Origin of the sequence: Thalassotalea eurytherma (genome assembly GCF_030161415.1) — a bacterium.
Classification (GTDB): Bacteria; Pseudomonadota; Gammaproteobacteria; order Enterobacterales; family Alteromonadaceae; genus Thalassotalea_G; species Thalassotalea_G eurytherma.
In genome coordinates this window covers 113,231-128,900 of record NZ_BSSU01000005.1, presented here as the reverse complement: position 1 = coordinate 128,900, position 15,670 = coordinate 113,231, and the positions used below count along the sequence as shown (strand labels likewise).

General features: G+C 41.1%; 6 protein-coding genes. 4 read left to right on the top strand and 2 right to left on the bottom strand.

Translation table 11 applies throughout. The features are described 5' to 3' along the window. The first annotated feature begins 50 nt into the window (after positions 1–50). The 3 genes from QQK02_RS05735 to QQK02_RS05725 all read left to right on the top strand — a co-directional run bounded on the left by QQK02_RS05735 (position 51) and on the right by QQK02_RS05725 (position 11,830). Positions 51–3,623 (top strand): S8 family serine peptidase, encoded by a 3,573-nt coding sequence (locus QQK02_RS05735; RefSeq protein ID WP_284207019.1) that lies wholly within the window; start codon positions 51–53, stop codon positions 3,621–3,623. A gap of 206 nt (positions 3,624–3,829) precedes the next feature. Next, complete coding sequence (locus QQK02_RS05730) at positions 3,830–11,053, top strand: thrombospondin type 3 repeat-containing protein (RefSeq protein WP_284207018.1); 7,224 nt, start codon at positions 3,830–3,832, stop codon at positions 11,051–11,053. A gap of 132 nt (positions 11,054–11,185) precedes the next feature. Continuing rightward, positions 11,186–11,830: a glutathione S-transferase family protein gene (locus QQK02_RS05725; protein ID WP_284207017.1), complete on the top strand. Its 645-nt coding sequence runs from the start codon at positions 11,186–11,188 to the stop codon at positions 11,828–11,830. A 1-nt stretch (position 11,831) separates the two neighbouring features. On the opposite strand, the gene QQK02_RS05720 is transcribed toward QQK02_RS05725, so the two are convergent. Together QQK02_RS05720 and QQK02_RS05715 are read right to left on the bottom strand one after the other, a co-directional pair. Next, entirely contained in the window at positions 11,832–12,470 is a 639-nt protein-coding gene (locus QQK02_RS05720) for a transglutaminase-like domain-containing protein (RefSeq protein ID WP_284207016.1), read from the bottom strand. 87 nt (positions 12,471–12,557) lie between these two features. Beyond that, positions 12,558–13,592, bottom strand: a complete 1,035-nt coding sequence (locus tag QQK02_RS05715; RefSeq protein WP_284207013.1) for a helix-turn-helix domain-containing protein — start codon at positions 13,590–13,592, stop codon at positions 12,558–12,560. Positions 13,593–13,715: 123 nt separating this feature from the next. On the opposite strand from QQK02_RS05715, the gene QQK02_RS05710 reads away from it, so the two are divergent. Continuing rightward, entirely contained in the window at positions 13,716–15,644 is a 1,929-nt protein-coding gene (locus tag QQK02_RS05710) for a DNA topoisomerase III (RefSeq protein ID WP_284207012.1), read from the top strand. Positions 15,645–15,670: the final 26 nt, after the last annotated feature.

Below are 15,670 nucleotides of genomic sequence, written 5' to 3'. Positions count from 1 at the left end.
ATTAAAGGAAGCTCCTTAGAGCTTCCTTTATCTTAATACGAGATCCAATTATGAATTTTAAAGTTTCTTATATTGCAATGATTGCAGCAGGTGCACTTTCGACATCTATAAATGCGGCAACGGATGATGCGCGCGCTACTCACCAAATTAATCCGACTAAAGAAAAAATCAAGATGATGCGTGCAGATAAAGCACGTTCAGATTCATTATACTTTGTTCAATTTACCGATAGCCCTCTTGCCAACTACTCTGGTGATTTAAAAGGCTACACAGCTACAAGCATTGCGGCAAACTCAGCCAATGTAACTAAAAACGGTGTTTTAAACACAAAATCAGCTTCAAGTATTCAATACAAGTCTTACCTAAAAAATAAACAAGACACCTTCGCACTAAAAGCCAAGCGAATTTTAGGTCGAGATTTTTCACCAAAACATAATTATCAAACAGTGCTAAACGCAGTGGCTGTTGAATTAACGCCAGCTGAAGCGGCATTGCTTAGCAAACAAAAAGAAGTGCGTGCAGTACAAAAAGCAGGAATGCACTATTTACATACGGCCTCTGGTCCTGAGTTTATTGGCGCTAAAAATGTTTGGGCTGGTGTTGCTGAACATATAGGTACAAAAGGCGAAGGAACTATCGTAGGTATTATTGATACAGGTATTAACGCTTACCACCCTTCTTTTGCCGATGTTGGTGGTGACGGCTACGATCACACCAACCCGTTAGGTGAAGGTGTCTACCTAGGTGACTGTCAAACGTATCCTAAATTCTGTAATGACAAGCTAATTGGCATTATCAGCTACCCTGAAATTATTAACAGTTACCCTGAAGTCATTAATAACGACATTGAAGAAATCGATGAAAAAGTACTCATTGGTTATGACTTCCAAGGCCATGGTAGCCATGTTGCATCAACAGCTGCTGGTAATATCTTAAATGATGTGGATTTATACATGTCATTAGAAGATGACATTGGCACTATTGCACGTAAAACTGAATTTAAACTAGACTCGATGAGCGGCGTCGCTCCTCATGCAAATATTGTGAGTTATCAAGTATGTGACGTTTCTTCAGGGTGTTATACAGAACTAACGGTGAAGGCCGTTGAACATGCAATTGACAATAGTATCAACGTTCTTAACTACTCTGTAGGTGGTTCACCTCGAAGCCCATGGGAATCTCTTGATGCCTTAGCATTTTTAAATGCGCGTGAAGCGGGTATTCATGTAGCGACCTCTGCAGGTAACGCGGGGCCCGAAGCATCAACCATTGGCTCACCGGGTAACGCACCATGGATCACAACGGTAGCGGCTTATACTCACGATCAGTCATTTACGGATAAAACAATTGAAGGCTTTAGTGGCGGTGACTCAACACCTAACGCTATGACAGGTCAAGGTGCAACAGATGGTTATACTGGTACTGTCGTATTAGCAGAGGATTTTGGTGACGCACAGTGTCTTACGCCGTTTGAAGAAGGTACATTTAACGGTGAAATCGTTGTTTGTGAACGTGGCGAGATTGCTCGCGTACGCAAAGGTTTAAACGTAAAAGAAGGCGGTGCTGGCGGTTTAATATTAATTAATATTGAAGGTGGCTCTGCAACTGTAAATGCTGACACACACTTGCTTCCTGCGATTCATGTCAACGCAACTGATGGCAAAACAATTGTTGACTGGTTGTCATCAGGTACCGACCATACTGCAACAATTACCGGCGCTGAAATCACAAAAGATGAAACCCTAGGTGATATCGCAGGTTACTTTACTTCTCGTGGTCCTAACGAACCATATACCAATATTTTCTCTCCTGATATTGCCGGTCCTGGTGTTGATATTTATGCAGCGATGGCCGATGACGCACCATTTACTGAAGACGCACAAACCGCTCCATATTCAACGATGAGTGGTACATCAATGTCATCACCGCATGTTGCTGGTGCACTTGCTCTTATCTATTCAGTTCACCCTGATTGGACACCGGCACAAGCTCAATCTGCCATTATGTCGACTGCACATAAACTGACATATACCGATGATGGTGGCGACGGTGAGCTACTTCGCTCAGATTTCTTTGCTCAAGGTGCAGGTAGTATTCGCGTTAATAATGCGATTAATGCTGGTCTATTGCTTGATATTTCAATTGATGAATATTTAGCTACAGACCCATACTTAAATGGCGACCCTCGAACATTAAACTCTACATCAATGGTCGATAATGAGTGTGTTACATCATGTTCATGGACTCGCACGGTAACGGCTACTAAGGACGCAACGTGGACCGCAAGCTATGAGCTATTAAACCCAGGTTTTGAATTAGAAGTTAGCCCAGCAACTTTCACACTTAAAGCAGGTGAAAGCCAAGAATTGACAATTACAGCGTCATCAAATGTGAACTTGGTAGATGAATGGGTGCACGGCTATGTAGATTTAACACCGAGTGACAGTTCTATTAGTAATGCCCATTTTCAAGCAACCATCGCGTTTAAAGCGGGCATTGTAGTTAATCGTGTGACAGGTGACGTGAACAACGTCACTAACGAAATAGTGATTGAAGATGTTGTTACCTCTGGCTCTAGTGATTTGCAAACTAAAGGTTTTGGCTTATTTAAAGCTCAAGACTTCTCTGGTCAAGCTCGTGCTTCTTCAAATACTAGTGAAAAAGATTCGCCTACATCAAATATGGACAACCTATTTGTAACAGAAACGATTGTTCGTCCTTACACTAAACGTTTAGTCGTTAAAATTACTGATACAACTGCACCAGATATGGACTTATTTGTCGGTATTGATGAAGACGGTGATGGATTGCCTAACGGTTTAGAGATGTTTTACTCGTTAGTTTGTATATCAGGTCATGTTGACTCTAATGAAGAGTGTATTATTGAGACTCCTATTGCTGGTAACTACTGGATATTTGCTCATAACTATACGGGTATAGAAGCCGGAGAAGTTGATGACGTTACAATTGAAGTGGCACACATCACCTATACCGATGATGCTTCATTTGATATTGACGCACCAATTCAAGTAGTTGCCGATGAAGCCTTCGATGTGAACCTTACAATTAATGGTTACTTAACAGCTAGTGAAGAATCCAAAGCACTTGAAGCCAATAAAAAATATTATGGTCTTCTTGAGATGGGCTCTACAGCGGAGTTAAAACGCAATATTGGTTCAACACTTATCGAACTGACTAGTTTCGAAAATGAAGAAATTAATCTTGCTCCTGAAGTTGTCGGCAGTATTAGCGATGTTGATACACAACTTACTGACTCGGGCAATGTTGCCCTAAACGTTGATATCTCAGGTGTATTCTCTGATCCAGAATCAGATGTATTAACCTATTCAGTATCAGGTATCGATGGTTTATCAGTTAGCGATGAAATGATCTCTGGCACATTAACAGAAGTTGGTAGTTTTGAAGTTATCGTTACCGCTTCAGATGGCGCTAATCAAGCGAGTACATCATTTGCTGTAAATGTGGAAGCGGCCCCTATTGTAGTAACGCCACCGACAGTCACGCCACCAACATCTTCACCATCAAGCGGTGGCGGTAGTTTGGGTTACTTCGTCTTACTATTCTTATCTTTAGCTAGCTACCGACTAAGAAAAACCAAATAAAAATAATAATAAAACCCTATATTATTTGCCCCTTATCTCTTTGGTAAGGGGCTTTTTTTTTACCCCTGAACAAACAATTAACCTTATTTTATTTAAGGTTACCTTGGAAAATGCCAATTTTGTACTAATCTCAAGTAACTTAAATGAATTCCATTTATGACAGTTTAATGACATTCATCAAGCACTAACATTCACTGGGATATAGTATGGATATGTTAAAAAAAATAAGCTCCTCCTGTTTAAAGGTAATACTACTCTTTGGCCTGGTATCTTTTATTTCAAGTTGTTCTGATAGTAATGACGATGTTCGAGAAATCGTAGTACCCGAACCGCCAGCCCCTCCTGAACCAGAAGTCGTAGCGTTTTCTGGTGGTGGTGTAAAAGGGCCAATGGCTCTTGCTGAAGTTAACGTTTATCTAATAGATACAAGTGCAGAAGGCTTTAAAGGAGAGATAGTTGGGACAGCCTCTACCAATGACCAAGCACAAATTGAAGGCCTCAACCTTACTCTTCCATTAACCCCACCTTACTTACTCGAAATTACAGCAATCGAAGGAACCATTGATATAACCACAGGGCAAGCCCCTGTAATTACCAATGTTAGTACCCTGCTTACTCAAGAGATGATTGACAACGAGATTGCGATTTACGCAACCCCATTAACAGATATGACTGTCTCGTTAATTTTCTCAAATGCTGACTCAGATACTGCGCCCTACACAGGTAATAACGATGGTGATACCACGTTAGAAGAAGTGTTAGCAGCAATGCCTGCGGCCCAAAGCCAAGTGAAATCTACCTTGGGTTTTGGCTTAGATGATGAAGTCGATATTTTTACAACACCTCCGTTAATTGATGAATCAACCACTGATATTGACGCGCAAACATCAACTACAGCTTATCGCAGTGCCGTTGAAGCATTGACGGCAGTTGTATTTCAAATGCAACAACTAAGTGGTGACACAGATTCATCGACCAACAATATTATTGACGATATGGCTGCCGATTTATCAGACGGTAAAATTGATGGACAGGTAGATGGTGAAGATACTGCAAGCTACCCTGAAGAAGCCCTAGACGTATTAGCGCAAGACCCTTCCACATTACCTATTCCTAATGATCCAGACGGCAGAACCGTCGCCGATGTTAAAGATGTAGTTGTTGGCGAAACAGAGCAAACAGGCCAAGATGACACTGACACATCAGATTTTGAGAATTCCGATGAAGAAATCGTTGTCAAACCAGCTGAAACATCACCAGATATTGATGGTGATGGTGTATTAAACACTGATGATGACTTTCCAGAGTCTGCGGCGGCTGATACTGACACCGATAACGATGGCATACCAGATGTCAGTTATATCGTTTCAGACGGTTTGAGAACTTCAGATATTGATGAAGCAGCTTCAGATTCAGACGATGATAATGATGGCGTTATTGATGAAAATGATGATTTTCCATTAGATAACACTGAGTTTCTCGACACCGATGAAGACGGCATCGGTAACAATGCTGATGACGATGATGACGGCGATGGTGTTGTTGATACAGACGATGACTTCCCACTAGATGCAACCCGCTCAAATGCTGTTGACCAAGACAATGACGGTTGGCCTGATGGGCAAGACACTAATGATAATGACGAAACCGTACCAGAAGTAGACTTTGTCGATACCGATGGTGATGGCCTTGCAAACGAAGGTGGTTTAGCCAGTGACACCGATGACGACAACGATGGTGTAAGTGATGATGACGATGCTTTCCCGCTTGATGCGTCTGAATCGGGCGATCTTGATAGCGATGGCATTGGCGATAACACTGATACCGATATTGATGGCGATAACGTACTCAACGGTGACGATCCCTTCCCACGCGATCCTACTGAAACACTAGATACGGATTTAGACGGTATTGGTAATAATACCGATGAAGACGATGACGGTGATGATTTAACTGATGAGCAAGAAGCCTTAATAGGTTCCGACCCGTTAGATAGCGACACAGACGATGACGGTGTTTTTGACGGCAGCGATGCATTTCCTTTAGATCCTGCGGAGCGCTTTGATAGTGATAATGATGGTGTAGGGAATGGAACTGACAACTGCCCACTAGTAATAAATACCAGCCAAATTGATACGGATGAAGATGGCTTTGGTGACCTATGTGATAGTGATGATGACAACGACGGTGTGCTTGATACCGAAGATGATTTCCCGCTAGATGACACAAGAAGTGTCGCCAGTGATGCAGACCAAGATGGCTGGCCAGCAGACCAAGATCCCGATGATAACGACGCGTCTAATCCAGGTACCGACTTCATTGATACCGATGGCGACGGCATTGGCAACGCAACCGACGATGACGATGATGGTGACGGTTTTGCCGACGATGAGGATATGTTCCCATTAGATATCAACGAATGGTTAGATAGTGATCAAGATGACATTGGTAACAATGCTGACCCTGACGACGATAATGATCAATATACCGATGAAGATGAAGTTGATGCGGGTTCTGATCCATTAAATGGTGAAGATCAACCTGCTGACTTTGATGGTGATTTTATTTCTGACGTTAACGACACTGATATCGACGGTGATGGCGTACCTAATAACGAAGACGCTTTTGATTTTGACGCTGAAGAATCTATGGATTCTGATGAAGATGGTGTAGGTGATAATGCCGATGCATTCCCAAATGATCCTACTGAAACCAATGATTTGGATGAAGACCTTATTGGTGACAATAGCGATAACTGCCCTATGGTTGCTAACCCTGACCAAACCGATATTGATGAAAACGGTGTTGGTGATGTTTGTGACCAGTACAGCTTTGATCTAAACGGTACATGGCTTGCCACTGAAACCATAACATTTGATGAAACAGACCCTAAATGTAGTGTCCATCAAGCAGATACATGGATGCTTGATATCACAATGAATCAAGATGCATTAACAATAAAAGATGCTGATGATTCCGACGAAGATAGTGGCGTAGTAGGTACTGTAGATCTCGCTGGTAATATAACGTTAATGCCTATCGACGAAGACGACGACTTTGAAGCTCAAGAAGCCGCGTATGACAAAGAATCAGGCGTTTTAACGGTAGCCTATAGCCAAACATTTGATAAAGACACTGGCACTGAGTGTGCTGTCACGGGTGTAATAACGGCTACACAATTTGTTGATACAAATGAGCTAACAGCGTTCACTGACGGCATCGCATGGTTTGAAAGTGACACCGATCAAAATGATTCTGGAGTACGTGAAATATTCTATGAATACGGCGTTATCACTAATAGTGGCCCTGAATCTATCTTCTACTTTGATGCTCAAACCGATCAATGGACAGCATTTGTTCCAGAAGAAGAGAGCAGTAGTGATTACCTACTAACCGCTGATGGCATTGTGCAAGATCCTGATATTTTTGAAGTAGAAAGCTTTGGAGAAAACGGTGAAACAGCACTAATCACAACAGGTGTGCGCGATGAGAACATTAATCTCGTATCAACGCCAATCACCGGCATTATGCAATTGGCACTACTTGAAGAAGAATTTTATGGCGCAATAGCAAAAGATGCAGTCTTTAGTGAAGGCGCGATAGCTTATATGCCACTTGTTGAAATACTTGCAGATACTTATGAATTCTGGTGCGATGATTGGATTGGCGAAGGCTTAAATTGCCAAAATGGTGTACCGCTGTACTGGGATGAAATCGGCCCAATGTTAGCACAATCACTAGATGATATTGTTAACCAAACCGGTAGTTCAGTAGACAATATGCAAGGCGCTATTTGGATAGGCTCTGAGAATGGCTATAACGTTGAAGCCTTTTTAGTATCAGATAACGGTAATGCCAATGGCACCAACCTGAAGGCTGATATCTATAAGTTCCCGCAAAATGGCAATGAACCGTACTTGTATGAGTCTGTCGATGTAACTGTTGCCATGGTAGGCGATATTTCAACCTACTCATTTAGCGTGCCAGAAAGCTTGGTCGAGTTCCTTGATCTGCATAGTGAAGAACTTATGCCATTTGTGTTCGAAGACAATGAACTTGAAGAAGAAACCTATGTTCGTCGCGGCTTTATGCAAGAAGCAGGCATGCGTGATGATAATGGCATTTTATTCAACTCTATTGCACTAGCTAACATCCTTGAAGCTTTTGATTATGTTGATACTGATGAAGACGGCATACCAGACCCATTAGACGACGACAAAGACAATGATGGCGTGTTTAACGAAGACGATGCTTTCCCGTTAGACGACTCAGAATCTTCTGATACTGATTCAGACGGTATTGGTGACAACAGTGATGGCGATATCGATGGCGATGCTATTGCAAATGACGATGATTTAGACCCTTATGATGATGAAGTAACTCAGGCCATTAGCTTTACGGTTGATGATTTACTTGAGAACTATATCTTAATTGTTGAAGGTGCGTTAGAAGAGCCAGCAATAAGAATTGGCTCTATAAATGGTGAGCAATACGAGTTTAATGACGGTTACTTAATAAGAAGTGATAACTTTGGTAGTAGCTTCGCAGACTTTAATTTTACTGAAGAAAGCGACACCCTTAACTTGTATTTTGAAGGGGTTGAAAGCTCTAGCTTCATGACATTAGACGACATGGTTGATATCGGTATCATCTCGCAACAAAGTGCAGATGATTTCAAAGCTAACCATGGCGATTATCAAATTGAAGTGCTCATTAATACTGGTACATCATTTTGGCAACGACTAGAAAGCACTGAGCCAATGCATAGGTTCTGGCAAGTACAAGAGCTAGAATACCTCATATTACCAGAGTGGGAACGCGAGCAATTAACCGGCTCTATTGACGAAGTACCTTTTGCTACCGAATCAGATGGTTCATTAATTGAACTAACCGATTTATCGACAATTGATACGATTGCCTGGACGGAAGATGATTTAGCGAATAACTGGACATTACCGGTAAACATCAACTTTTATGACGAATCACAATGGAATCGTAAACAGTTTGATGTGGTTGAATTTGGTGACGGAACAGCGACATCGGATATTTTTGATATTGCAATGGACTGGTCAATTGACGTCGATGGCATACTCGTTTTAGACATGGGTGACAACGTCGAAATCACCATTCAAAAGATTGATGATTTTGAAACAGGTATTGGTGCAATCGTTCAAGCCTCTGATGGACAAAATACCATTTCGTCTTATGAGTTATTGGTACCAGTTGGGACAAATATTGATATTTCCCCTTTACTGAACAGCTACCTGCAAAATAGCTTTAGTCTAACCAATCCTGATGCCTATGATGATGAAGGAATGCTTAATTCAGAATCTTATTTCGGTTATCGATTGGAAACCGGTGGGGGACGTTCAACACGCATTTACACTGGCGACTTTAATTCGTTTAACGAGCGCGATGGCTGGGACCGCTGGTTCTGGATGCAAGATGATACTAACGACATAAAAATTAGTGCCTTATGGCACAGTGATTATGGCGTGTACGCATCATGTTTCTGGCAAGATGACGACTATTGCAATCGTTGGCGCATAAGAACTTGGCGACCGCTGCAAATCGTTGGCAACAGATTATATGTGCTAGAGTGGGAAGAGCGTAATAACAATGCGTTTACTACCCCATCAATGGATGAAGATCTTTATATTGCAATCTCTCCACGTGTAAATTTCTACGAAGTTTACGATATAGATTGGGATAAAGACGGCATTTTCGACAGCATTGATAATGATGATGACAATGATGGCGTGCCTGATGCTGATGATGAGTTTCCTTATGATCAGTCAGAGTCAATGGATTCAGATCAAGACCTCATCGGTAATAACGCTGACAATGATGATGACAATGATGGCGTACCAGACAAAGAAGATGCATTTCCATTTGATGATTCTGAAACATCAGATACAGACATGGATGGTATTGGTGATAATAGTGACGACGATATCGATGGTGACGGAGTGGCCAATGGTACTGACCTTGATCCATACAACGATGATGTACGCGCTGCACTTGCCTTTAGCACAGATGACCTACTGGACGGCTATATCTCAATTTCGGAATCTGCGTTAGATGACCCTGGAGTTCGTATTGGCATTCTTGATGGTGCTCAGTATCTGTTTGACCAAGGCTTTATGACTAAAAGCGATGGTTTTGGCAGTGATAGTGCCGACTACGCAATTGAAAGCGATGTGATGACTATCTACTTTCAAGGCTTAGAAAGCAGTAGTTATGAGCAAGTATCAAACCTTGTTGCGATCGGCATCGTTACCCAAGAGCAAGCCGATAATTTCATTGCCCAGTATGGTGATTATCAAATTCAGATATCTATCTCAGCGGGCGAAACGCAATGGCAGCGATTGGCAAGTGATGGTGATCAGCATACGTTTTGGCAAGTACAACAACTTTCATACTTAATCGTTGATGATTGGGAACGAGAACAGCTTACCGGCTCTGCAGATCAAATACCGTTTGTTACGGATTCTGAAGGTACAGTCATTGACCTGATGGCGCGTGTTTCGCTAGCGAGTATCGCTTGGACGCCAGAGGATCTAACAAGTGATTGGGTACTACCCGTTAATATTAATATTGATGACGAAAACCAATGGTCAAGAAAACAACATGACGTTGTTACGTTTGATGAAAATGGCACGGCTATGTCAGAAATATTTTCTCTGGCTATGGATTGGGAAATCAATTCAGACGGTCTCTTAGTGCTGACGGTTGGCAATAACACGGTTAAAGTTGAGAAAGTCGAAGCTTATGAAACGGGTTATTCTGCAGTAATTGTCATAAGTGATAATGCAACGATGCTTTCATCTTATGAGTTAATCGTCACTGCAAGCGACGCCGTTGATATAACGCCGCTGCAAGATAACTACTTGATGAACAGTTTCACGTTAACAAACCCAGACGCGTATGACGAAAATGGTGATGTTAAAGCGGAAAACTATTTTGGTTATCGTTTAGAAAGCAGTGATAACCGTTCTACTCGAATCTATTCCGGTGACTTTGATTTCGATAGTTACCGCCAAGGCTGGGATCGCTGGTTCTGGGAAATGAATGGCGGCAATATTAATTTAACTGCCCTCACCCATGAGTTTGATGGCAACTATGTCGATTGTGATTGGGCTGGCGACAGTTCATGTAATCGCTGGCGAGTTCGCTCGTGGCGTCCACTCCAATTAGTTGGCAACCGTCTGTACGTATTGGAATGGGAAGAGCAAAACAATAATGCTTGGAACTTCCCATCTGATATCGAAGATTTCTATATGGCAATCGCACCACGTCTAAATTTCTATGAAGTTTACGACATAGATTCTGATGGTGATGGTATGTTAGATGCTGTTGATGATGATGACGATAATGACGGTGTAGCCGATGAAAATGATGCCTTCCCATTTGATGCCGAGTTAAATTAATAGGTATTGAAATTAAGTAACGTTAATTAAAAAGACCTGAGCAAATCTCAGGTCTTTTTTTATGACAAGAATATCTATGCAAGCAACATTTACTTGCTACACTAATTGAATAAATTGAAAAGGAGATAATAAATGGCGACTATTTTAGGTGTTCCTGCTTCACCATATGTAAGAAAAGCGATGTTAGCGCACACAGTAAAGCAAGTACCTTTTGAAATAAAAATGGTACCACCGGGTAGTGACGACCCAACGTTCAGGGAAGCAAGTCCTCTTGGCAAAATACCAGCCTATCAAACGGATCAGGGAACATTGATTTCAGACTCGTCGGTTATCATTGCTTATTTAGAACGTGTTCACCCAGAAAACGCACTGTACCCTGAAAATAGTGAAAAGTATGGTCAAGCGTTATGGCTTGAAGAATATGCCGACACAAAAATGGCCGAAGCAACTAACGCGCTCTATTTTCAGCGCGTAGTCGGGCCAGCATTCTTTGATCATACAACCGATGAAGAACGCGTAGAACAAGTCATTAATGAACTGATCCCACCGGTATTAGACTTCTTAGAATCAAAGCTGATTTCAGAGCACTACTTTATTGGTAGCGCAATGTCGGTAGCTGATGTTGCTATAGGCAGTAACTTGATGAGTCTCGAAAGAGCTGGTTATGAGATTGACAGAGAAAAATGGCCTAAAGTGAGTAGCTTTTTTACTAACTTTATGGCGCTTGAAGCTGCTCAAAAACAACAAGCAACAGAAGACCAAATATTCAATCGATAACCTAAGCTTGCTTATCTTCAACATCAAAAAGATGAGCTAAATGTGGGTAATGTTTTGAAAAATTCTCTAGAATAAAATTAACAGGCATATCAGAAAATGTACCGTGATCAACTAGGTACTCCATATGCTTGTTTCCTTCTTCAGTAAATTCATGAAAAATAGAATCGTTAACACCATTAAATTCAAGAGCATTAATGTGATGGCGTTGGCACAATGCGATATCAAATGCCGGCGTCGCTTTTACCCATTTCCCCTGTAAAAACGCATCAACATAACCATGCATTGAAAAAATATCGGTTTGCAACTTTTCAAGTAACTGAGGGTTAGCGAGGTGGTTTTTAACATCCGCTAAACCAATTCTCGCGGGAATTCCCGCCAAACGGCACAACGCAATCATCAAAGCACTTTTGGGTAAACAATAACCTTGTTGTTCCGCGAAACAAAAGCTTGCCTTTAGGGTAGGTACGCCTTTAAAAGCCGCACTCGTTTCGTAACGAAATGTATCTCGCACGGCATAATAAATTGTCACGGCATTTTCTATATCCGGCACATTACTATACAAGGGTAAGCGCTCGTAAAATTCGACAACCTGAGGATGATGATAATTAAAAAATGGCGTTGCTTGTAAATACTCTTGCATGACGATTCATTCGAAATTTTTTTACCATTATGATGAGATATCAAATGAATAACATGACGGTTACTGACAATTTACTGGGTATTAGTATCAGTTTTCATGAAGTTTCTCGGACTTTCTCGGGTTTTCTCGATATTGACTGGGTGTAACACCAAACCATTTTTTAAAATTACGATAAAACACGCTGACTTCCGAAAAGCCTAATTGAGCAGATATTTGCTGATTGGTGAGCCCTGTTTTCACCAAATAATATGTCGATTTTTGTTTACGTACTTTTTCTCTAATATCTTTAAAGCGTGCGCCTTCTTGTTTTAACCCTCTAATCAGACTTTGCTCACTACAAAAGAAATGCTCCGCTGCTTGTTGCAAATTAGTTTCACCAATATATTCGGTTTTTTCTAGATATTCTTGCACTTTTTTCGTCAAACTCATGCTTGATTGATAATGAGACATGAGGCATTCAGGCGCATTTATCAAAAATGTTTGTAGAGTTTGTGGCGTTTGCTTAACAGGAAGTTCAAGTAGCGCGCTGTCAAATGTAATAACCGTATTTTGCTGCTCATAATTAACTGAGGTTTTGAATAAACCTGGTAGATAAGAGCGAGCAAATACAGGAGAGAATATTAGGTCTAATTTATCAATTTTTATTGGTTGATCTATCATCCAGCTTAACCAGCGCCAAATGATACAAGTAGTAAAAATAATAAAGTAGTTATGACTCGATCCTGTTGTACCATCTAGGCTAGTATCAAAAACCAAATGGCATTTATCACCGTCAATTTTTAGTTGCCAATGAATTTGGTTAGTGAGTAATTGATAGAAATTAAAAGCCCTATGTATCGCTTGTTTTAATGTGACACAGCTAATACAAGCATAGGTCATCATTCGAAAGCTTCCCATCGGTAAGCTTGTGCCAATACCACCGAACGATTCATCATTTAACACTTCGACGCTTTGCTTAATAATGTTGGCAAAACTTTCAGCGCTAATATCTTGCCCTTGAGAGTCAAAGACTGACTCGGGCACATCAAACTGTTGGCAAATTTGGCTGATGCTATAGCCTCTTCTTTGAAACTCTCGAAAGTGCCAACGAATAAAAGGATTGGGAATTAGCGCTTGACTCATCATTACAACATTTAGAAACAGGTATTATTAGCTTATCACAGCTAATATTTGAGCCGAGCCACTATTTAACTGTTCATAAATACAGTATATTATAACCAAGACTGTCACCCAAAGAGCACTGCTTTGAATCTATATATTGCTGAAAAACCAAGTTTAGCTAAAGCCATTGTTGCTGCATTACCTAAGCCCCATAAAAAGCAAAAAGGCTATATAGAGGTGGGTAATGGTGACATCGTTAGTTGGTGTATCGGTCACATATTAGAACAAGCTAAGCCGCAAGCTTACGACAGCAAATATCAGAAATGGCATTTTGAACACCTACCTATCGAACCTCAGGTTTGGCAATTAGTGCCGAAATCTGCGAGCAAAGCACAATTATCAATCCTCACTAAACTCATCAAAAAGGCGAGTACGATTATTCATGCAGGAGACCCTGATCGTGAAGGGCAATTACTCGTCGATGAAGTCATTGATTATGTCAAAGTACCAAGCGCTAAAAAGGCTAAAATACAGCGTCTATTGATAAACGATTTAAACTTACAGGCGGTCAAAAAATCGTTAAATAATTTACAGCCAAATCAAAATTTTGTCCCGCTTTCTGTTTCAGCACTCGCACGTGCAAGAGCTGACTGGTTATATGGTATTAACCTGACCCGCGCTTTAACAATACGTGGACAAAAATCTGGCTTTAACTCTGTTCTATCTGTAGGAAGAGTGCAAACGCCTGTGCTTGGCCTTGTCGTTGAACGAGATAAGCAAATTGAGGATTTTACGCCACATGATTATTTTGATGTTAAAGCAACCCTGCAAACAGATAGCAGGGAGTCATTTGACGCGAAATGGATACCAAGTGAAGCATGTGAGCCACACATGGATGAAGAGCAACGGATTATAAACAAAGCACTTGCCGAGCATGTGAAAAAACGCATAACGCAACAGCCTGGAGCTGTGGTTCATGCTGAGCAAAAAAAGAAAAAACAAGTCGCCCCACTACCCTATAATTTGTCAGCACTACAAATAGACGCTGCCAAGCGTTTTTCAATGAACGCTAAATTAGTGCTTGATATCTGTCAGTCGCTTTATGAAAAGCACCAGATAATTACTTATCCACGCTCTGATTGTCGATATTTACCAACTAGCCAATTTAGTGAAGCCACAAGCATTATTAAGATGTTAGCGAATAACGATGAGCCGCTAGCGTCAGCAGCTAAAAAAGCTGATTCAACACGTAAAAGCAGAGCCTGGAATAATCAAAAAGTGGGCGCTCACCACGCTATTATTCCAACCTTAAAAAAGCCTCAGTTTGAAAGGTTGAACACCTTTGAAAAAAACATATACCAGTTAGTATCCCAACAATACTTAGCGCAGTTTTATATGGACTATCAGTATATCGAGCAAATTATTGACACTGAAATTGAAGGTGGACTATTTAGAGCTAAATGCTCAAGTACGGTGGAAGCTGGCTGGAAAACATTGCTTGCTCCTAAGCATCAAGAAGAAAGTGGCGCGACCTTACCTCAATTGAACAAAGGCGATAAGCTATTTTGCTCTGCTGCGCAGCTAATAGAGAAACAGACACAACCCCCTAAAGCCTTTAATGATGCAACGTTGTTAGCCGCCATGACAAATATTGCAAAGTTTGTTCGTGATCCTGACATCAAAAAGCAATTAAAAGAGACCGACGGATTAGGCACAGAAGCAACCAGAGCCGGCATTATTGATTTACTCTTTAAACGCAATTATTTAGTGCGACAAGGTAAACAAATTCATGCATCACCGTTAGGTAAATCATTTGTCGAAGCGCTTCCTTTAAGTACAACCCAGCCTGATATGACTGCCCATTGGGAGTCATCACTTAATTTGATGACTCAAAAAAAATGTAGTTACCAAGCATTTATGAACGAGCTTAGCCAACATTTAAATCTGCTAATAAACACTGCGGCTAATATTCAGTTTACGGATCTGCCTAAAGTCGATAAACCAGCCTATAAAAAATCGCGGCGTCGAAAAGCGACATACGCCAATAAGAAAAAGACAACCAAGCAAGCTTGACGAAGATAAGATTATATTTCAAAGTA

Excerpts from the sequence above, each read along its gene's own strand:
- QQK02_RS05730 (WP_284207018.1), top strand. The coding sequence starts at position 3,830 with ATGGATATGTTAAAAAAAATAAGCTCCTCCTGTTTAAAGGTAATACTA.
- QQK02_RS05725 (WP_284207017.1), top strand. The coding sequence starts at position 11,186 with ATGGCGACTATTTTAGGTGTTCCTGCTTCACCATATGTAAGAAAAGCG.
- QQK02_RS05720 (WP_284207016.1), bottom strand. The coding sequence starts at position 12,470 with ATGCAAGAGTATTTACAAGCAACGCCATTTTTTAATTATCATCATCCT.
- QQK02_RS05735 (WP_284207019.1), top strand. The coding sequence starts at position 51 with ATGAATTTTAAAGTTTCTTATATTGCAATGATTGCAGCAGGTGCACTT.
- QQK02_RS05715 (WP_284207013.1), bottom strand. The coding sequence starts at position 13,592 with ATGAGTCAAGCGCTAATTCCCAATCCTTTTATTCGTTGGCACTTTCGA.